The 17,571-nt window shown below is 62.9% G+C and carries 19 protein-coding genes; 10 read left to right on the plus strand and 9 right to left on the minus strand.

Features of this window, described 5'->3' with window-relative positions:
* The first annotated feature begins 235 nt into the window (after positions 1-235).
* The 3 genes from JKL48_RS12305 to JKL48_RS12315 all read left to right on the plus strand — a co-directional run bounded on the left by JKL48_RS12305 (position 236) and on the right by JKL48_RS12315 (position 3,037).
* Complete coding sequence (locus tag JKL48_RS12305) at positions 236-1,111, plus strand: aldo/keto reductase (RefSeq protein ID WP_201982800.1); 876 nt, start codon at positions 236-238, stop codon at positions 1,109-1,111.
* A gap of 197 nt (positions 1,112-1,308) precedes the next feature.
* Complete coding sequence (locus JKL48_RS12310) at positions 1,309-2,217, plus strand: helix-turn-helix domain-containing protein (protein WP_236668756.1); 909 nt, start codon at positions 1,309-1,311, stop codon at positions 2,215-2,217.
* A gap of 76 nt (positions 2,218-2,293) precedes the next feature.
* The gene (locus JKL48_RS12315) at positions 2,294-3,037 is read left to right on the plus strand and encodes an SDR family oxidoreductase (RefSeq protein ID WP_201982802.1); all 744 of its coding nucleotides are present in this window, start codon (positions 2,294-2,296) and stop codon (positions 3,035-3,037) included.
* 267 nt (positions 3,038-3,304) lie between these two features.
* Here JKL48_RS12315 and JKL48_RS12320 read toward each other — a convergent pair whose 3' ends face one another.
* Both JKL48_RS12320 and JKL48_RS12325 read right to left on the minus strand, forming a co-directional pair.
* Positions 3,305-4,237: an NAD(P)-dependent alcohol dehydrogenase gene (locus JKL48_RS12320; protein ID WP_201982804.1), complete on the minus strand. Its 933-nt coding sequence runs from the start codon at positions 4,235-4,237 to the stop codon at positions 3,305-3,307.
* 57 nt (positions 4,238-4,294) lie between these two features.
* Complete coding sequence (locus tag JKL48_RS12325) at positions 4,295-4,921, minus strand: cupin domain-containing protein (protein WP_201982806.1); 627 nt, start codon at positions 4,919-4,921, stop codon at positions 4,295-4,297.
* Between the two features lie 202 nt (positions 4,922-5,123).
* Between JKL48_RS12325 and JKL48_RS12330 the strand changes: the two genes are divergently transcribed.
* Positions 5,124-5,447, plus strand: coding sequence for a winged helix-turn-helix transcriptional regulator (locus tag JKL48_RS12330; protein ID WP_201982808.1), 324 nt, complete (start codon positions 5,124-5,126; stop codon positions 5,445-5,447).
* A 129-nt stretch (positions 5,448-5,576) separates the two neighbouring features.
* Here JKL48_RS12330 and JKL48_RS12335 read toward each other — a convergent pair whose 3' ends face one another.
* Positions 5,577-5,957 carry a winged helix-turn-helix transcriptional regulator gene (locus tag JKL48_RS12335; RefSeq protein WP_236668757.1) on the minus strand — a complete coding sequence of 127 codons (381 nt, stop codon included), beginning with the start codon at positions 5,955-5,957 and terminating at the stop codon, positions 5,577-5,579.
* A 173-nt stretch (positions 5,958-6,130) separates the two neighbouring features.
* Between JKL48_RS12335 and JKL48_RS12340 the strand changes: the two genes are divergently transcribed.
* On the plus strand, positions 6,131-7,000 hold the full coding sequence (locus JKL48_RS12340; protein ID WP_201982810.1) for an enoyl-CoA hydratase/isomerase family protein: 870 nt from the start codon (positions 6,131-6,133) through the stop codon (positions 6,998-7,000).
* Positions 7,001-7,147: 147 nt separating this feature from the next.
* Here the strand turns inward: JKL48_RS12340 and JKL48_RS12345 are convergent, their stop codons facing one another.
* On the minus strand, positions 7,148-7,702 hold the full coding sequence (locus JKL48_RS12345; RefSeq protein ID WP_201982811.1) for a hypothetical protein: 555 nt from the start codon (positions 7,700-7,702) through the stop codon (positions 7,148-7,150).
* A gap of 280 nt (positions 7,703-7,982) precedes the next feature.
* Between JKL48_RS12345 and JKL48_RS12350 the strand changes: the two genes are divergently transcribed.
* The 4 genes from JKL48_RS12350 (at position 7,983) to JKL48_RS12365 (ending at position 10,742) form a co-directional block, all read left to right on the plus strand.
* On the plus strand, positions 7,983-8,570 hold the full coding sequence (locus tag JKL48_RS12350; protein ID WP_201982814.1) for a YdeI/OmpD-associated family protein: 588 nt from the start codon (positions 7,983-7,985) through the stop codon (positions 8,568-8,570).
* A 162-nt stretch (positions 8,571-8,732) separates the two neighbouring features.
* A complete protein-coding gene (locus JKL48_RS12355) occupies positions 8,733-9,866 on the plus strand; it encodes a putative sensor domain DACNV-containing protein (RefSeq protein ID WP_201982817.1) in 1,134 nt (377 codons plus the stop codon).
* A gap of 216 nt (positions 9,867-10,082) precedes the next feature.
* Positions 10,083-10,385 carry a hypothetical protein gene (locus JKL48_RS12360; RefSeq protein ID WP_201982820.1) on the plus strand — a complete coding sequence of 101 codons (303 nt, stop codon included), beginning with the start codon at positions 10,083-10,085 and terminating at the stop codon, positions 10,383-10,385.
* 105 nt (positions 10,386-10,490) lie between these two features.
* On the plus strand, positions 10,491-10,742 hold the full coding sequence (locus JKL48_RS12365) for a hypothetical protein (protein ID WP_201982822.1): 252 nt from the start codon (positions 10,491-10,493) through the stop codon (positions 10,740-10,742).
* Between the two features lie 109 nt (positions 10,743-10,851).
* Here JKL48_RS12365 and JKL48_RS23135 read toward each other — a convergent pair whose 3' ends face one another.
* From JKL48_RS23135 to rluF, 5 genes are all read right to left on the minus strand, one after another.
* Positions 10,852-11,340 carry a cold-shock protein gene (locus tag JKL48_RS23135; protein WP_236668758.1) on the minus strand — a complete coding sequence of 163 codons (489 nt, stop codon included), beginning with the start codon at positions 11,338-11,340 and terminating at the stop codon, positions 10,852-10,854.
* A gap of 267 nt (positions 11,341-11,607) precedes the next feature.
* Positions 11,608-12,582 (minus strand): 23S rRNA (adenine(1618)-N(6))-methyltransferase RlmF, encoded by a 975-nt coding sequence (rlmF, locus tag JKL48_RS12375; protein WP_201982825.1) that lies wholly within the window; start codon positions 12,580-12,582, stop codon positions 11,608-11,610.
* 132 nt (positions 12,583-12,714) lie between these two features.
* Positions 12,715-14,310: a hypothetical protein gene (locus JKL48_RS12380; protein ID WP_201982828.1), complete on the minus strand. Its 1,596-nt coding sequence runs from the start codon at positions 14,308-14,310 to the stop codon at positions 12,715-12,717.
* Positions 14,311-14,541: 231 nt separating this feature from the next.
* On the minus strand, positions 14,542-15,369 hold the full coding sequence (locus JKL48_RS12385; RefSeq protein WP_201982830.1) for a hypothetical protein: 828 nt from the start codon (positions 15,367-15,369) through the stop codon (positions 14,542-14,544).
* Between the two features lie 45 nt (positions 15,370-15,414).
* A complete protein-coding gene (gene rluF / locus JKL48_RS12390) occupies positions 15,415-16,533 on the minus strand; it encodes a 23S rRNA pseudouridine(2604) synthase RluF (RefSeq protein WP_201982832.1) in 1,119 nt (372 codons plus the stop codon).
* A gap of 272 nt (positions 16,534-16,805) precedes the next feature.
* Between rluF and JKL48_RS12395 the strand changes: the two genes are divergently transcribed.
* A complete protein-coding gene (locus JKL48_RS12395) occupies positions 16,806-17,474 on the plus strand; it encodes an AsnC family protein (protein ID WP_201982834.1) in 669 nt (222 codons plus the stop codon).
* Positions 17,475-17,571 lie beyond the last annotated feature (97 nt).

A 17,571-nucleotide genomic window follows, 5' to 3' on the forward strand; every position in this document is an offset into this window, starting at 1 on the left:
CAGGTATTTAGAGGGTGTCTGCGTCCCTTTAAACGTCACGCTTGAACGTCCTGCTCATTTGGCGTCCGTGCGCCAAAGTTTCTCTATGATTTTGTCAGGCTCCCCTCTCCTTTGGAGAGGGGCCGGGGGTGAGGCGCTACGTCAGAACGAAGCGGGCAAGATGCTTCGCTGCGCTCTGCATGACCGCCTAAACCCCTGCCCAAACCACAACCAAACCTCTTACCAACCCTTTCCAATGCCCACCAACACCATCACCATTGCCCCTAACTCGGCCCAGCCGCTCACCGTCAACCGCCTGGGCTACGGCACCATGCGCCTCACCGGCCCCGGCATCTGGGGCGAGCTGGCCGACCGGCCGCAAGCCCTGGAAATCCTGAAAACCGCCGTGGCCAGCGGCGTCAACTTCCTCGACACAGCCGATTACTACGGCGAAGACGTGACCAACCGATTGATTGCCGAGGCGCTGCACCCGTATGCGAAAGACCTGGTTATCTGCACCAAAGTAGGCGGCGCCCGCAAGCCCGACAAGAGCTGGATTCCCTTCGCCCGGCCCGAAAACCTGCGCAGCAGCATCGAAAACAACCTGCGCACGCTCCGCCAGGAGCAGATTCAGCTGGTTCACTTCCGGGTGCTGCCGGGCGGCGACGTGCCCTTTGCCGAGTCGATGGGCGCGATGTACGAGCTGCAGCGCGAAGGCAAAATCCTGCACGTGGGCGTGAGCAACGTGACCCCCGAGGAGCTGACCGCCGCCCTGCAAATGGGCGAGGTGGCCAGCGTGGAAAACATGTACGGCTACGCCCAGCGCACCACCCTCGACGACGGCCACGGCGAAACCCGCGGCGGCGAGGTGCTGCCCCTGTGCGAGCAGCACGGCATTCCGCTGGTGCCTTTCTTCTCGCTGGTGCACGGCCTGCCCAAAGCCGGCGACAAGCTGGCCGAAATGGCCCGCCAGCGCGGCGTAACTGAAGCCCAGCTCAATATTGCCTGGCTGCTGCACAAGTCGCCCCTGCTGCTGCCCATTCCCGGCACCTCGTCGCTGGCCCACCTGCGCGAGAACCTGGCCGCGGCTGATATTCAGTTGAGCGCCGAGGATATGGAGTATTTGGGGTAGCCAGAATTGGCTAAAGTATAGGGAAATAGAACGGTCATGCTGAGCGCAGCCGAAGCATTTCTACTGCGCAACTAATCCAATTTACAGGATTTACTATTGCGGTAGAGATGCTTCGGCTGCGCTCAGCATGACCGTTCTTTTGTTCGCAGACACGTTCTGTTGAGCGCGTACACTCGCAAACATCCTAGTTTCGCCTCATGCCCACGCTTCGCCTCATGCCCACGCTTCTCCTCGACCAGCTCATCCCGCTTTACCCCCTGACGGCGCCGGACGCTCCCGGCAATCGCCACTTCCAGCTAACGCGAGACGAAGGCCAGCAGCCGGCTTTCCGGCAAAACATGCTGCAGCCGCACCGCAAGGACTATTACCACTTGGTATACGTGCAGCGCGGCGGCAGCCGGCACTGGGTCGATATGACGCCCTATGAGCTGAAGGAAAACGCGCTGTATTTCTCGGCGCCCGGCCAGCTGCAGCTCAAGGAAAAGCTCGCGCCGCTGTGGGGCGTCAGCGTGGCGTTTACGCGCGAGTTTCTGGCCCGGCAGCCGGCCGCGCTGGCGCAGCTGCCCCTGCTCCTCAACCCCCAGAACGGCCACGAACTGCTCCTCACGCCCGCCGACGTGGCTTTTGTGGAAGACCTGCTGGCCAAGCTCGAAGCCGAGTACCAGCGCTCCGGCGAGTGGCAGCAGGCCATGCTGAGCGCCCACCTGACGGTGCTGCTCACCTACCTCAGCCGCTTATACACGGAGCAGTTTCCGGGCGGCGAGCCCTCGGCCGACCAACTGCTGGTGCGGAAATTTCGGGCCCGGATTGAGGAGGATTTCCGCGAGCGGCACGAGGTGGGCGCGTACGCGGCCTTGCTCCACATCTCGGCCGGGCACCTGAGCGAGGTGGTGAAGGCCCAGAGCGGCAAGCCGGCCATTGCCCACATCCAGGAGCGGCTGGTGCTGGAAGCCCGGCGCCTGCTGTTCCACACGCCGCAGTCGGTAAAGGAAATTGCCTACGACCTCGGGTTTGCGGATGCGTCTTACTTCAGCCGCTTCTTCAAGCGCGAAACCGGCCTCACCCCGGCCGGGTACCGCGCCAGCAACCGCGAAATGTACCCGTGATGCCGCGGAATGTGCCACAGCGGCGCTAATCGGGCCCGGTAATTTTGTGCGATTCAATCAAGTAACCCCCTTCATCATGAAGACAGCCCTGATTACCGGCGCCAACAAAAGCATCGGTTTTGAAGCCGCCCGCCTGCTCCTGCAAAACGGCTATTACGTGTACCTCGGCAGCCGCGACCTCGAAAACGGCCGCCAAGCCGTGGCCCAGCTCCACGCCGAAGGCCTCTCCAACGTGGAGCCCGTGCAGCTCGACGTAGCCAACCCCGCCTCGGTGCAAGCCGCCCGCGAAGCCGTCGGCCGGAAGACGCCCGTCCTCGATGTACTCATCAACAACGCCGGCATCAACGGCGGCATGCCGCAGTCGGCCCTTGAGTCTCCCATCAGCCAATTTCAAAAGGTATTCGACACAAACTTCTTCGGCGTGATATCCGTCACGCAGGCGTTCCTCGACCTGCTGCGGCAGTCGCCGGCGCCCCGCATCGTGAACGTGAGCTCCGCCCAGGGCTCGCTCACCCTGCACAGCGACCCCATGCACGGCTACAAGTACTACAACCACAAAGCGGCCGTGTATCACTCCTCCAAGTCGGCCCTCAACATGTACACCATCAACCTGGCCTACGAGCTGCGCGACACGCCCTTCAAAGTGAACGCCGTGGACCCCGGCTTCGTGGCCACCGATTTCAACGGCCACCGCGGCACCGGCACCGTGCAGGAAGCCGGCGCCCGCGTGGTGAAATACGCCCTCATTGGTGCCGACGGCCCCACCGGCAAATTCGTGAGTGAGGAATACAACCCGGCCACCGGCAAGATTCCGTGGTAGAAACGTCCCACCCGCGCGGCCGAAATAGCAAGTGGCTGAGCTTCCGAAGCTTCTTAGTTTCTTGAGCTTTTAGGCCGTCATGCAGCGCGTAGCGAAGCATCTCTACCGCGCCGTCTGTCATCCTGAGCGCAGCGAAGGACCTTATCAAGCCAGAACATGCCGTTCAAACGTGATAAGATGCTTCGCTTTGCTCAGCATGACAGCCGGTGCGGTAAAGATGCTTCGCTGCGTTCTGCATGACCGGCTGTTAATTCGCTATCCCTATCCTTATTCCAGCGTAAACACGGCCTTGCCGGCAATGCCGCCCTTCGCCACCTCCGCATACGCCCGCTGAAAATCCGCCAGCGGGTAGGTAGCCCCAATAGCCACGTTGAGGTTGCTGGTGGCCAAGGTGGTGAGGTAGGCTGCTTTGGGCTTGAGCAGCAGCACGCGGTACTTCTGTTTCGAAAACAGGTTGTGCCAGAACGAGCCGAGGATTTCCTTCACACCCGGTGCCGAGTGCACGTACACCCCGGCGGGCGTGAGCAGGGGCCGGGCCTGCGCAAAGGGCAACTGGCCCGACAAATCCAGCACGGCATCGAAGCGCCGCCCGAGGCTGTGCACCGACTGCTCCCGGTAGTTGAGCACGGCATCGGCGCCCCACTGCCGGGCCGCGGCCAGGCCGGCCGGGCCCACCACGGCCGTCACCCGCGCGCCCTGGCGCTTAGCCAGCTGCGTGGCCACCATGCCGATGCCGCCACTGGCCCCGTTGATGAGCAGCTCGGTGCCGGGCCGCAGCTTGATAAGCTGCTCAAACACCTGCAGCGCCGACGACCCCACCACCGGCAGGGCCGCTGCCTGCGCAAAGGACAGCCCGGCCGGCTTGCGGGCCACCTGCTGTTCGGTCACCATCACATACTCGGCCAGGGCCCCGCCCTTCAGCGGGTCCAACAGCCCAAATACCTCCTGGCCGGGCTGGAAAGCGTGCACGGCAGCGCCCACGCGCTCCACAGTGCCGGCAAAGTCGATGCCGACGCCTTTGGGCAGCTTCGAGCCGGCTACCAGCTTCATTTCGCCGGCCCGAATCTTCCAGTCCAGCGGGTTCAGGCTCACGGCCCGCACGCGCACCAGCAACTCGTTGGGCCCCACCACGGGCTGGGGCACTTCCACCAGTTGCAGCACCTCGGGGCCGCCGTACTGGCTATACATTACTTTTTTCATGGCAAAGAAGAAAACAGGTTTGGGATAACCAACCGCATGTTGGGAATTGAAAAACCGTCATGCAGAGCGCAGCGAAGCATCTCGCGTGCAGTAGTAAATAATTGCGTTGCGCACGCGAGATGCTTCGCTGCGCTCTGCATGACGGTCTGAAGGCCGGCCGCCACCCCCGCGCCGGGGCTTACCGGGCGGGCTGGTCGAAGTAAGTGGGCGCAAATACCTCCTGGCCGTAGCGGCGGGCGATGTCCTGCAGGCGGGCAATGTCGGCCGGTTCGAGCGGGGCGGGGGCAGGAAGGTGCCCGGCGCCACCGGCTGGCCCGCTTCGGCAAACATCTCCTCGGTGCCGGCCGGGGCCACGATGCACAGCAGGTGCGCCACCGCGGCCGACTCGTTCTTGAAATTGTGGACGGCCCCGCCCTTGGCAATGTTGATGAACGTGCCGACGCCAGCCGTGTAGGTCTGGGTGTCGGAGCGCACCACCACCTCGCCCTCGATGACGAAGAAGTTTTCCTGCACCTCGGCGTGGGCGTGCGGAGCGGGCCCGCCGCCGGGCGGCACCAGCATATCGATGACGGCGTAGGCGTCGCCGGTTTGCGCGCCGCTCAGCAGCGTGCGGTAGGTGTTGCCGGCCAGCGACACGGTAGGCCCGGCCTGCGGTTCCAGAATCTCAACGGCAGTAGGTCGCATAACGAAAAGGGGTAAGGGGTGAAACAGTGCAGCCGGTGGCTGGCCGGGCGGCAGAGGGGAGCGAAGCCCTCCGCCTAGCCGGAAAGCTGGCCCCAAATTGCATGTCGCAAAGGTTGGGGCGCTACTGTATATTTGTCAAGTACTTACAAATTTGTAGGGTGCCTACCTCCAGGTAAGAAACATTGATAATCAGCCCGAAAAAATGTCAACAATTCCGCGCGATACCGCCCATTGCCCCGTGCGCAAGGCCATGAACCTAATTGGCAGCAAATGGAAGGTGCTGCTGCTCGAAAACCTGCGCGACGGCCTCAAGCGCTACGGCGAGCTGAAGCGCCTGCTGCCCGACATCAGCGAGAAGGTGCTCATCCAGGAGCTGAAAGACCTGGTGGCCAGCGGCCTGATAGCCAAGCACGCCTACCCCGAAATCCCGCCCCGCGTGGAGTACGAGCTGACCGACAGCGGCCGCCAGGCCCTGCCGATTGTGGACAGCCTGGTGGCCTTCGGCAAGCAGCACCTGGCCGCCTAGCGCCGGGCCCGCGCCCGCGCCACCAAACCCAGCCGGCCGCGCGGCATCACGTCGGAGCTACTGAAAACCAAAGCGGCGGAAGCTACGGGAGCTTCCGCCGCTTGGCGTGTGGTAACAACGCGTCGAAACTTAGTGGCTGGGCAGTAGAATCTGCTCCAAGCGTTCGCGGTGCTCGTTGCCCCAGTGGGTCATGGCCTCGATGACGGGCAGTAAGGTGCGGCCAAAATCGGTCAGGCTGTACTCAACCTTCGGGGGCAGTTGGGGATAAATCGTTTTGCTGATGAGGCCGTGGCGCTCCAGCTCATTTAGCTGCACGTTGAGCACGCGGCGGGTGGCATCGGGGATGTTGCGCTGCAAGGCACTGGGCCGCTGCACCCCCATCGCAATCTGGTAGAGGAGCGAGGATTTCCATTTGCCGTTGAGCACTTCTTTGGTCAGCACAATGCCGCACTCAAAGTCTGGCGCAATCTTTTTCTGGTACATAACAAGCAAATCAGGGGCAGAAGGCATGGTGCCTTTTCCGGCTATAGGGACAAATGTAGCCCTATGTCATAAAAGTATCAATAGGCGATAAAGTTATCCATTCTTGCCCGCCGGAGCGGGGCAGCGGAAGTTTGTGCCCATCATTCAGTCCCGTTTCGGGAGCCTGAGCACAATACAATTACCCGCTGTTTATCAAGACCATGCAACCAACCACGCAGGCCCCATCCGCTGGGGCCTACCCCGGCTACCAAGCCTTACACATCACCCTCGACCAAGGCCTGGCCACCGTCACCATCGGCCATCCGCCGCTGAATGTGCTGGACATTGCCCTCATCACGGAGCTCATGCGCTTCGTGGCCGCAGTCCGCGCCGATGAGCAGGTGCGCGTCATCGTGTTTCAGAGCGCCGACCCGGAGTTCTTCATCGCCCACGGCGACATGCGCTTCATTTCGGAGCCGGCGGCGCTGGCGGAGTTCATGGCTGCCGCCGCGCCGTCGCCGCTCAACCCCATGCAGGAGCTGCACGAGCAGCTGCGCACCCTGCCCCAGGTCACGATTGCCAAGATTGCCGGCCTGGCGCGGGGCGGCGGCAACGAGCTGCTGCTGGCCCTCGACATGCGTTTTGCCGCCAGCGGGCGCACCGGCCTCGCCCAGCCGGAAGTGCAAATGGGCATCATTCCCGGCGGGGGCGGCACGCAGTACCTGACGCGCCTGGTGGGCGCGCCGCGGGCGCTGGAGGCCATCCTCGGCTCCGCGCTATTCGATGCGGAGCTGGCCGAGCGCTACGGCTGGATTAACCGCGCCCTGCCGGCCGGGGAGCTGGATGGCTTCGTGGAGACCCTGGCGCGGCGGATTGCGGCCTTGCCCACGGGCGTAGCGGCCGCGGCCAAGGCGGCGGTGCAGGCGGCGTCGCTGGGCTCGTTGCAGGAGGGGTTAGCAACCGAAAACGCGTTGATGGGCGGACTCTTCCAGCTGCCCGCCACCGTAGCGCGAACCGTCCGGGCCCTGGCGGCCGGGGCCCAAACGCGGGAAGGCGAGCGGGACCTGGAAGGGCTGATGAATCGTTTGTAACGGGCATCGTCATGGGCGAGCAAGAGCCCAATGCTACCCAGCCACCGGCGAAATCCCTGGTAGCCACCGCTCCGCCTGGTGGCCAAAACGAAAAGCGGCTGAAGCTACGGGAGCTGCCGCCGCTTTCCGTTTAGCAGGGTAAAGAATCTACGCCAAGAGCCAGAAGCGCCAGCCGCCCCAATACCGGGCGTAATGCCTGTTAAATGATTCAAATTGGCTGGTGGTTGGTAAGCTTAGGTTCTTAGCATTGGAGTTGTACGCGGTGCTATCGGCAAATATTTGGTAGCGTTTTAAGGCCAAATCATAGGTGAAGTACAGATTTTTATCGGCCTTCGCGCAGAGTACACCGTTGGCAACTTGATAGGAAATAATTTCGGGTTGGTCGATAGTCGTGACGGGCTCGAAATAGGCCATCGTCCCGTTGATTTGCTCCATTGCCAAGCCGTGACCAAGTGGGATGCGGGCATAATCCCCCAAGCCATGGTCACCCCAAGGGGTATTTGCAAGTAAGAGCAGCGCAATTGAAGCGGCGAATCCGCTGCGCCACCAAAGCCTTTTGCCGTTGGAGAGGTATTCGATTAGCCTTGAATCCGGGGAGAATCCAGCCCATATTCTGGTCAAAACCAGTACTAGTGTTGCATAAATAGACGCTTGCACTGCAACCTTCAGCAAGGTAAAAAACAGGCCAAATGCGTATTCCATTAGGTAGTTTTAATGGCGTGCGTTCGGAAGAGGTGCCAAACGCACAAATGTAAAGCCTCCGCAGAAGGGGGGCTCAGCTCTTTTTTCTGCCTCAGCTGGTCCTTCAGCATCTTCGCTTAGTAACAAAAATTCCGACCTTCGCCACCCCGCTGCCCCAAGCTTCCCCAGCCCCGCCAGCGGCTTCCCGATGCTCGCCAACGGCTTCCGGACACCCGCTAACCGTTTCGCGACCACAAACCTTTCGTCCGGACGACACACCTTTGCGAACTTCACGGACCTTATGCCCCGCCCCGACGACCACCCGCAATTCCAGCCCGCCAGCCGCGCCGCGTGGCGGCAGTGGCTGATGGACCACCACGCCAGCGCCCCCGGCGTGTGGCTGGTATACGGCAAAAAAACCAGCGGCCAGCCCAGCGTGACCTACGCCGAAGCCGTGGAAGAAGCCCTGTGCTTCGGCTGGATAGACTCGCACCCCCGCAAGCTCGATGCCGACCGCACGCAACTGCTCTTCACCCCGCGCAAGCCCCGCAGCGGCTGGAGCAAGGTGAACAAGGAGCGGCTGGCGCGCCTCGAACCTGCCGGCCAGCTCATGCCCGCCGGTCTGGCCGCCATTGCCCGCGCCAAGCAAAACGGCGCCTGGGAAAGCCTCGATGCGGCCGAAGCCGGCCTCGTGCCCGACGACTTGGCAGCAGCTTTGGCCGCCGATGAAGCTGCCGCCCGGCATTTTGCTGCCTTCTCCCTCTCGGCCCGCAAGGGAATTCTGACCTGGGTGCTAGCCGCCAAGCAGCCCGAAACCCGCGCCCGCCGCGTAGCCGAAGCCGTGCGAATGGCGGCGCTGGGCAAGCGGGCGAATTTTGACCGGGAGTAGGAGGTCAATAAATTTAAAAAGAACGGTCATGCTGAGCGCAGCCGAAGCATCTCTACTGTAGTAGTAAATCTGATTACTCGCGCGGTAGAGATGCTTCGACTCCGCTCAGCATGACCGTTCTTTTTTCCACATTACCCCACCGCCCGGCCCCATCTTTGCCCCATGCTTTCCGAACCCACCTACCTCACGGCGCGCATGGTGGCGCCCATGATTGAAGCCCACTTTGCGCGGCACCGGGCCGCCAGTGCCGAGGACGAAAAACGCCTGGCCTCGCCGCCCGAGGCGCAGTGGGTGGAAGCCGTGATTGACGTGGCCTTCTGGGCCAGTCTGCGGCGGGAGGAGGGGCACCCGCCGCGCATTTCGCTGGCGCTGCTGCCGCTGGAGCAGGCCCGCCAGCCGTTGGTATTTGGCCAGAAGCGCCGCCTCACGCCCGCCAACCTGCTGAAGCTGGCCCCCGCTGTGGAGCAGCCCGGCCTGCACCTCGGCGTGTGGTACGACGCCGACGGCCTCTACGTGTGGGGCACGGCCACGCGGGTGCCGCCGCTGTGCTTCGTGCTCGAAGTGGTGGAGCCCGGCCTGCTGGTGGTGAAGCACCGCCGCGCCGGCGGCTTCGGCAAGTTTGTGAACGTAGCCGTGCTGCGCGGCGACCACCTCCAGCTCATCGACGAAGAACACGGCGGCCTCAGCGACTGCGCCGCCCTGCGGGCCTTCCTGCCCGGCCGCAGCCTGCCCTCGCCCGAAACCGGCGAAACCGACAACGTGCTGCTGGAACTGGCCGCGGCCATGCGCGCCCACGGCCGCGGCGGCTTGGTGCTGGTGGTGCCGCCCGGCTCCGAGCAGTGGCAAAAGTCCATCGTGCAGCCCCTGAATTACCCTGTGGCCCCGGCCTATACCGGCATCCGGGCGGTGCAGCGGCCGGGGCAGTCGAAGCGCAAGTGGCAGGCCGCGCTGCGGCGCAACATCGGCATCGTGGGCGGCTTCACGGCGGTGGATGGGGCCACCGTCATCACGCAGGAATATCACCTGCTGGCCTTCGGGGCGAAGGTGGCGCGGGCCAAAACCAGCACGCCCGTCGAAACCATGGTTCTCACCGAGCCGGTGGTGGGCAGCGAGCCTAAGCAACTGCACCCCGGTCAGAACGGCGGTACCCGCCACCTGGCCGCCGCCCAGTTCGTGCACGACCAGCACGATGCCATTGCACTGGTAGCCTCGGTCGATGGATTTTTTACCGTCTTCGCGTGGTCGGATGACTTGCAGCAGGTGCACGCTCACCGCATCGACGTGCTGCTGCTGTGAGGCGATGAGGTGTTGATAAACTGCAGACACTGCGGGAAATGCCAGTAAGACGCTAGCCTGTTTTTGCCGTAGCTGCTAAATAAAAAGGACAACCTTATGTGAGAGGCTTGCGAATAACCCTGTTCATGGGCGCACCACTGCGCCCGGCTCTTGCATTTGCGCCCGATGGCTTTTCCGTATCAATTTCTGCTGGAAACCGTTTTACCCCAACTTCTTATGGCTAAGGACAAAAAAAAGCACTCGAAAAAAGACAAGGCCTCAGAAGATATTCTGGAAGTGGCGGCGCACTCGCTCAAGAAGTTTCGCAAGGTGACGAAGCAGATTTCCAAACTCAGCACCGGCCAAAAGGTGGTCGGCAGCCTGGCGCTGGCCGCAGCGGGCCTGGTTTATATGGCCACGCGCGAAACCGAAAACTCCCCCGATAGTGACGTCGCTGCGGATGAGCAAGACACCACCACTGAACCAAGCAGTACCCCGGCGCGCAAAAGCCGCAAAGGCCCCCGGGCCGATGCAGAATAGCCCGCGCCACCGGTAGCCGCCCGGCTGTGGCCCCGCAATCCGGCAGACGGGTCTGGTTCTGCGTACACCCCTTAATAGCCGTTCACCAACCAATCCTTCTCCTCGATGAAAAAGACCAAAACCAAGCTCAAGAAAAGCAAGCCCGGTAAGCAAAGCCTGCTCGGCGGGGCTGCCAAATCAATCAAGAAGCTGCGGAAAAGCAAGCTGAGCACCACCCAGAAGGTGTTGGCCGGCGCGGCCCTGGCGGCCGTGGGCCTGAGCCTGTTCGCGAAGCGCGCCGGCAAAGCCGACGTTTCGGCTACTCCAAGTGCTGCTGCCGCCGAAGAAAATCTGGCTGCATTGGACGCCAACGCCTAGCGCATACCAGCTCCGGCTGGACCATGCCAAACCCAAACCGCCCCGTCATCAAAGCTGCCTGCTGGCGCTTCGTTGACGGGGCGGTTTTTTGGGTAACTTAAGTATTACGCTACTCGGCCGGAGCGGCCGGGGGCGGGGTGGGCACGCCCAAGCGCACACGCACGGCGTTCGGGCCTTTGGGGCCCATTTCTACTTCAAACGTCACCTTGTCGTTTTCGCCAATGGTGATGCCGCCCAGGGCGTTGGCGTGCACAAAAATGCTTTCCTGGCTCTGCGCGTCCTTGATGAAGCCGTAGCCTTTCGAGGAGTTGAAGAACGTGACGCTGCCGGTGCGCAGGGTGTCTTCGGGCTCCCGGTCTTCCTGCTTGGCCACGCTGATGCGGATGTCCTCGTCCTTGATGACGCGCTTCTTGGTGGGGTCGGGCGGGGTGGAGGTGATGTTGCCGTTTTCGTCCACATAGGCAAACATTTCTTCCAGGGCCACGCCGCTTTTCGCGTTGGCCTGGCGCTCGGCTTTGCGCTCTTCCTTCTCGGTTTTCTTCTTCGCGCGTTTTTTCTCGTTGTCTTTCTTACCAAATGTCTCTTGAGACCTACCCATAGTGCTGTGCTGCTAGTTCGTTGTGGCTGTTTTTTCCCAACTAAAAGCCAGCAGGGAGTAAACAGCGAAGTGGATTGTTACGAAGATACGCAATATATCAGGCAGTCCGTCCAATTGGCTTGGAAGCGGTTTGCATGAGCCGTCGTTGGCGGAGTACCCCGAATTTCTAATTCCGCTCGGGTGGCCGGTAACCAAGCTCCTTGCAAGCTGTGCGAACGGGCCGAATTAGAAATTCAGGGTACTCCGGCCAGTGGGGCAAACCGCTGCTTAGCGCGGGGCCGACCACCGGGTTTTGCGCCAGGTTTCCTGCTGCGCGGGGCTGAGGTAGGTCCAGGCCACCAGCCGGCTTTTTTTCTGTCCCTGGGCCATTTCGATGGTGCGCACGGCCTTGGCGCCGGCCGTTTGCAGGGCGCGGTACACGCCGGCAAGCGTTTCTTTTTTCGAAACCAAGGTGGTGAACCAATAGCAGGAGCCGGGCCGCCTGGCGCTCTCCTGCACCATGCGGCGGATGAAGGCCGCCTCGCCGCCCTCGCACCACAGCTCCGCGTTTTGTCCGCCAAAGTTCAGCACGGGCCGCGGGCCCCGGCCGGTGCCCAGGCTGGTGGTTTTGCGCTGGCTGCCGGCCGCCGCTTCGGCCGCTGAGGCGTGAAACGGCGGGTTGCACATCGTGAGGTCGAACACCTCGCCGGCCTGGATGAGGCCGTCGAAAATGCGGGTGCGGGTGGGTTGCAGGCGGGCCTCGATGGCGCCGGCCAGGCTGGGGTTGGCGGCCTCAATCTGCTGGGCGGCGCGCACGGCCACGCCGTCGATATCGGAGCCCACGAAGTGCCAGCCGTAGGCGCGCCGGCCGATGATGGGGTAGATGCAATTGGCGCCCACGCCCACGTCGAGCACCGTAATGTCTTCGCCGGGCGGCAGCACGCCGCCGTTGCTTTCGGCCAGCAAATCGGCCAGGTAGTGCACGTAGTCGGCCCGGCCGGGGATGGGCGGGCACAGGTAGCCTTTGGGAATGTCCCAGTGCTCGATGCCGTAGAACTGCCGCAGCAGCGCCCGGTTTAGGGCTTTCACCGCGGCAGGGTTGGCAAAATCTATCGACAGGTTGCCGTAGGGATTGGGCCGCACGAAGGCAGCCAACTCCGGCGTGCCCTTGCTGAGCTGCGGAAAATCGTAGGGCGCGCGGTGCGGGTTGCGCGGGTGCAACTGGTCTTTTTCAGCGGGTGGAGTGGGCTGGGGGAGCTTCATGGGCCGGGTTCTTATGAGGCAAAGGTACCGGCGAATGTAGGGGCGGGGCCTGCCCCCGCCCGTCGTTACACGATTCCCATGCTCATTCAAAGATGGGCGGGGGCAGGCCCCGCCCCTACATTCGCCGGTACCTCACAACATCTTGATGAGTTGAAACCCCTGTTTCGTGATGAGGTACTGCGCGCCGTTGAGGGTGATGGTTTGGCCGGCCAGCTTGGTGCTCAGGTTCGTAATGTCGGCCTCGACGGTGTGCAGGCTGAAGCCGTATTCGCGGGCCAGGGAGAGGTAGTTGGGATTGATAAACGTGGTAGCGCCGCAGAGAATGATGTTGACGTGCGGGCCGCCCTTTTTCAGCAGGCTGATGTCGCGCGGGAAGGTGTGGTTGTCGGCCAGCAAAATGATTTCCGTGGCGTCGGGCACCAGCTCCAGGGCCCTGGCAATGGCCTCGCCGTCGTTTTCGGGCGCGTCGCCGCCCCCACCAGCCAGCATGGCTTCCAGCACCTTGCTTTTGATGCGCTCGAAATCGGCCGTTTTCACATCGTAGAGGCCCCCGGTGTGGCCGATGACTTTGCTTTGGTCGGGCGCGTCGTTGCCGTCGTTGAAAAAGACGAAGGTTTTTTCCTGCTGCAAGGTGCTAAGCTGGAGCCAGGTGAGCAGGTCGAGGGTGTAGGGGGCCATGCTGCCCGTCACGTCGGCCACCACCACCTGCTTGCGCCATTCGGGGTGCCGGGCCATCACCTTGCTCACCACGTTGGCGTCGGGGTTGGGCAGGGGGGCGTCGTCGCGGGGCTCGCCCGGCCGGTAAAGGCGGGCCACGCAGTCGTCGGCGCGCATCCGGATGCCGTATTTCCGCATCACCGAATCGGCCAGGAAATAGCCCGTCACGCGGAGGCTTTTAGCCCGCAGCGGTAGCCGCACCACCCCCGTGAACGTAAACGGATACGCCTCCTTGCCCACCCGAAAGCCGCTCATAAACGCGAAGCTTTCCCGCAGCTTTTCCGCCAGCTCCGGCCAGTAAGGTGCCACCGAGTCGGGCTCAATGGCGAGCCGCTGCACCACGCCGGCCCGGTCTACCTCGGCTCGAAACGCGAGGGTGGTGGGCTGCTTCACGGGCCGGCGGTAGGCCCGTTTCAGGCTCTTGGCCACGTCCTTGAGGCGGTAGCGGCTGCGGGGGTAATTGCAACCAATGGGCTTGCTGTGCACCACGCGGGCGGCCCGTGTTTTCTCGAACCGGGCCGTGCGCGTGTCGAGGGTGCGCAGCAGGGCATCGGCCTCGCGCCGGGTGTCGGCGGCGGTGTAGCGCTTCTCGATGTAGAGCACGAAGCCGTGAAAATAGCCCTGGCATTCGGCCGGACTGGTGCAGCCGGTTTGCTCCACCAAGTGCCAGGTAATGGCCTTGTTGGCCAAAATGCCGGGCACCTGCGCCGCCAGGTTGCGAAAGCGGCCCAGGTTGAGTTCCCGCTGGCTGAATTCGGGGTCGAGCCGGAAAGCGGAGTACACCAAATCGACCCGCACCAGCTGCCGCCCGTCTAGCCGGAGCGCCGTCAGGTCTTCGGCCGAGAAGTTGGAGCGGAGCGTGAGCAACTGGTAGCCTCGCTCGGGGCGGTACTTGCGCGTCTGGTAGGGGTTGAGCTGGTCGTAGAACTCCTCCAGCTTCCGCTGGGAAACGGGCTGGCTCAGACCGGCAAAGCTGCTCAGCAGCAGCACCAAGAGTAACAAGCATTTCATCGAAAAAAGCCGTTAAGCCGGGAAATCACAGGCGTCAATGCCCCATCATCGGAGCCCCCGCTCCGACGTAGTTGCTAACGCTGTCATCCGGCTTTTTCGCATGTCCACTCCCAGCTTACAGATTATTTAAAGCAGGTTTCGAGCTGGTGTACCGTAGCGCGAACTGTGTAGTTCGCGTCCCAGAGCAAGCTACTGGCGTGGGGACGCGAACTACACAGTTCGCGCTACGGCCTATGCCGTTTTATACAAATACCAGCCCTGGCCCAGCGGACGCAGCACAATGATGCCATCGGGCGCCATGGCGGGCAGCTGTGCGGGGCGGGGCTGGTAGAGCAGGCCCACGGTGCTGGTGGTTTTGCCGCCGATGACAAACGCCAGGCAGCTGCTGCAATTGGTTGCCCGGCGCGTGACACGGCCCAGAAACAGCCGCCGCAGCAGGGTATGCACGGCCGGGTCGGCATTGGCAGCAGCTTCGGCGGCGGGCTCGTTGGGGCCGGGCGCGGCGGCGAAGAACTTGCCGGCCTGCACCCGGCGCAGCAGCTTCTGAAAATCGGGTTGGTGATGGTGGAAATAGGCCGCGATGTCGGCGTCGGCGCTGGTCCACAGGCGCAGGTTGCCCACCGTGAAGGCGTGGCTGGCGTCGGGGTGCTTGCGGTTGTAGCTGGCTATTTCGGCCGGGGGCAGGCCGGTGAGCAGGGCCACCATGGGCGGCCCCAGGTGCGTCATGGCCAGGGTGCGGATGGCGGCCAGTTTCCAGCCGGCGGTATCGCGCTGGAAGTGCAGGTAAAAGTCGCGCCGGCTGGCCGAATCGCGCAGCTCAACTGCCACCACCGCCGTGGCCGTGCCCTGCTGCACCAGCTCGCAGGTGCGCCGCAGCGGTGCCGGAATTTGCTGCCCCAGGGTCTGGGTTTTGGCCTGGCCGGCTACTTCGCAGCAGAGGTAGTCCTTCATGGGTGCCCAGCCGGTGGGGGCCACAAATTGCTCGGCAATCTGGAGGGGCGCGAGGGGCGCGGGTGCCGCGCCGGGCAGCCACAGGAGCAGCAGGAGTAGATACTTCATCCGAAGGCTAACGGCAAAAAACGGGTTGATAATTCCAGCGCGGCGCTAGCGGCGCGGGGCCGGGCCTTTGCCGCGCCCGGCCGCGCTACTCCGGCCGGCGGGCCGGCTGCCGGTGCCGGAGCCGTTGCTTTTGGGGCGGGAAGCTGCGCCAGTGCCAGCCGATTTCGGGCGCGCCGAACCGCCGGGGCCGGCGCTTTTGGGCCGGGCGGAGCTGCCGGTACCCGCCTTGGCCGGGCGCTTGCTGCCGGGCACGGGTTTGGTACCCGGCGCCGTTTTTTCGGGCCGCGGGCCCCACCAGCCGGTACCCGAGGGGTTGAACATGGTGGGCGGGCCCGGCTTGCGCGGCCGGGGTTTGCCGGCCTGAGCACCGGGCGCATCGGTGGCGGCCGACGGCCGTGCCGTACCGGCTTTGGGGCGGCGGCCACCAGACGCTTCTTCGGTGCCGCTCGATTTAGCTACCATCTGCATGATGCCGGCCAGCTCCTGGGGCGTCAGCTCGCGCCAGTCGCCCACGGGCAGGCCTTTGAGGCTCACGTTCATGATGCGGACGCGCTCGAGCTTGATGACTTCGTAGCCGAAATGCTCCACCATGCGCCGAATCTGGCGGTTGAGGCCCTGCACCAGCGTGATGCGGAAGATGTAGGGCGTTTCTTTCTGAATGACGCATTTCTTCGTCACGGTGCCCAGCATGGGGATGCCGGCGGCCATTTCCTCCAGCATCCGGTCGGTCAGAATGCGGTCGACGGTCACCACGTACTCCTTCTCGTGCTGGTTGCCGGCCCGCAGAATCTTGTTCACAATGTCGCCGTCGCTGGTCAGGAAAATCAGGCCCGACGAGTCCTTGTCAAGCCGCCCGATGGGGAAGACGCGCGCCGCGTGGTTCACGTAGTCCACAATGTTGCCGCGCACGCCCGGCTCCGAGGTGCTGGTGATGCCCACCGGCTTGTTGAAGGCCAGGTACACAGCGTCTTCCTGCTGCTTGGGCTCCAGCTTGTGGCCGTTCACGCTCACCCGGTCGCGCGGGCCCACCTGGTCGCCTATCTGAGCGGGCTTGCCGTTGATGAGCACAGCACCCTGCGCGATGTAGCGGTCGGCCTCGCGGCGCGAGCACAGGCCGCTTTCGCTGATGAATTTGTTGAGGCGGATGGAGGAAGCAGCAGGCATTGGCACAAGGGGTTAGAAACACTGCCGAAGCCAAGGCGGCGCGCACGCAGCAAGGGAAGCGGATGCAACAAAGGTACGGCCCCACGCAGCGCAGGCTTGGAAAGGCCGTGTGAGGCACCACCTGGTAGCTACTTATCCAGGCACCGAACGGCCGAAGCCATACGCGCTGCCCGCACTGTGGTTCGCGCTTACAACTTCTGAGTAAGCACTGCCGTATCAGCCCCTAAAAATGGCTAGATGGCTGTTTTTTTATTTCTTTAAACATCCCGCTCATGAACATCAAATTGCTCGGCTTGCTGGCTGCCGCTTCGCTGGCCACCGCCGCTTGCCAACAAGATAAAAAGGTGGAAACCACGACCACCACCACCCCCGAAGCCACCACCACAACTACCACGACCACCGTTGACACGGTGGCCCTGCACGATGATGCCCGCCGCACGGCCGCCCGTGTAGCCGAAGACCTCAAGCTGACGGACCCGGCCGTTGCGACCCGCATCGAAAGGACGTATTATACCCGCGGCCGCCTCCTGAACGACATCAATACGCGTTACGCCGCCGATACCACCGGCCGCTACGCCGCCATTCGCCAGGCCAACGACGTGGCCGATGAGCAAATCCGCACCGAACTTAACAACCCTACTTACTACAACACCTACTCGGCCAACCGCGCCAACTACGGCGACGGGCCCTACTCGCTGGCTCCCACCACGGTAACCACGTCTACCACCACCACTACTACCCATACCGGCAGTGTGGGCCAGGGTTCGGGCATTAAGAAAGTCGACAACGAAAAAGACGGCGACCACAAAACCAAATTCGAAAACGGGGCCAAGGTGAAGCACCACGACGATGGTTCAGTAAAAATCAAGCGGGCCGACGGCACGAAAGTGAAAATTGACGAAAACGGCAACCGTACCGTGAAAAAAGGCTTGTTTAAGTAAGCCAGGCAAACGTAAACGGGTAGTAAAAAAGGTGGTCATACTGAGCGCAGTCGAAGCATCTCTACCGCGTGAGTAATCCAATCGACAGGATTTACTT

Source organism: Hymenobacter rubidus (assembly GCF_016734815.1).
GTDB classification, from domain to species: Bacteria; Bacteroidota; Bacteroidia; order Cytophagales; family Hymenobacteraceae; genus Hymenobacter; species Hymenobacter rubidus.

Bases quoted from the DNA above. Each gene is read 5' to 3' on its own strand.
- JKL48_RS23135 (WP_236668758.1), bottom strand. From the start codon at position 11,340: ATGGGTAGGTCTCAAGAGACATTTGGTAAGAAAGACAACGAGAAAAAA.
- JKL48_RS12360 (WP_201982820.1), top strand. From the start codon at position 10,083: ATGGCTAAGGACAAAAAAAAGCACTCGAAAAAAGACAAGGCCTCAGAA.
- JKL48_RS12365 (WP_201982822.1), top strand. From the start codon at position 10,491: ATGAAAAAGACCAAAACCAAGCTCAAGAAAAGCAAGCCCGGTAAGCAA.
- JKL48_RS12315 (WP_201982802.1), top strand. From the start codon at position 2,294: ATGAAGACAGCCCTGATTACCGGCGCCAACAAAAGCATCGGTTTTGAA.
- JKL48_RS12330 (WP_201982808.1), top strand. From the start codon at position 5,124: ATGTCAACAATTCCGCGCGATACCGCCCATTGCCCCGTGCGCAAGGCC.
- JKL48_RS12335 (WP_236668757.1), bottom strand. From the start codon at position 5,957: ATGCCTTCTGCCCCTGATTTGCTTGTTATGTACCAGAAAAAGATTGCG.
- JKL48_RS12305 (WP_201982800.1), top strand. From the start codon at position 236: ATGCCCACCAACACCATCACCATTGCCCCTAACTCGGCCCAGCCGCTC.
- JKL48_RS12380 (WP_201982828.1), bottom strand. From the start codon at position 14,310: ATGAAATGCTTGTTACTCTTGGTGCTGCTGCTGAGCAGCTTTGCCGGT.
- JKL48_RS12340 (WP_201982810.1), top strand. From the start codon at position 6,131: ATGCAACCAACCACGCAGGCCCCATCCGCTGGGGCCTACCCCGGCTAC.
- JKL48_RS12355 (WP_201982817.1), top strand. From the start codon at position 8,733: ATGCTTTCCGAACCCACCTACCTCACGGCGCGCATGGTGGCGCCCATG.
- JKL48_RS12350 (WP_201982814.1), top strand. From the start codon at position 7,983: ATGCCCCGCCCCGACGACCACCCGCAATTCCAGCCCGCCAGCCGCGCC.
- JKL48_RS12320 (WP_201982804.1), bottom strand. From the start codon at position 4,237: ATGAAAAAAGTAATGTATAGCCAGTACGGCGGCCCCGAGGTGCTGCAA.
- JKL48_RS12395 (WP_201982834.1), top strand. From the start codon at position 16,806: ATGAACATCAAATTGCTCGGCTTGCTGGCTGCCGCTTCGCTGGCCACC.
- rluF (WP_201982832.1), bottom strand. From the start codon at position 16,533: ATGCCTGCTGCTTCCTCCATCCGCCTCAACAAATTCATCAGCGAAAGC.
- rlmF (WP_201982825.1), bottom strand. From the start codon at position 12,582: ATGAAGCTCCCCCAGCCCACTCCACCCGCTGAAAAAGACCAGTTGCAC.
- JKL48_RS12310 (WP_236668756.1), top strand. From the start codon at position 1,309: ATGCCCACGCTTCGCCTCATGCCCACGCTTCTCCTCGACCAGCTCATC.
- JKL48_RS12325 (WP_201982806.1), bottom strand. From the start codon at position 4,921: ATGCGACCTACTGCCGTTGAGATTCTGGAACCGCAGGCCGGGCCTACC.
- JKL48_RS12345 (WP_201982811.1), bottom strand. From the start codon at position 7,702: ATGGAATACGCATTTGGCCTGTTTTTTACCTTGCTGAAGGTTGCAGTG.
- JKL48_RS12385 (WP_201982830.1), bottom strand. From the start codon at position 15,369: ATGAAGTATCTACTCCTGCTGCTCCTGTGGCTGCCCGGCGCGGCACCC.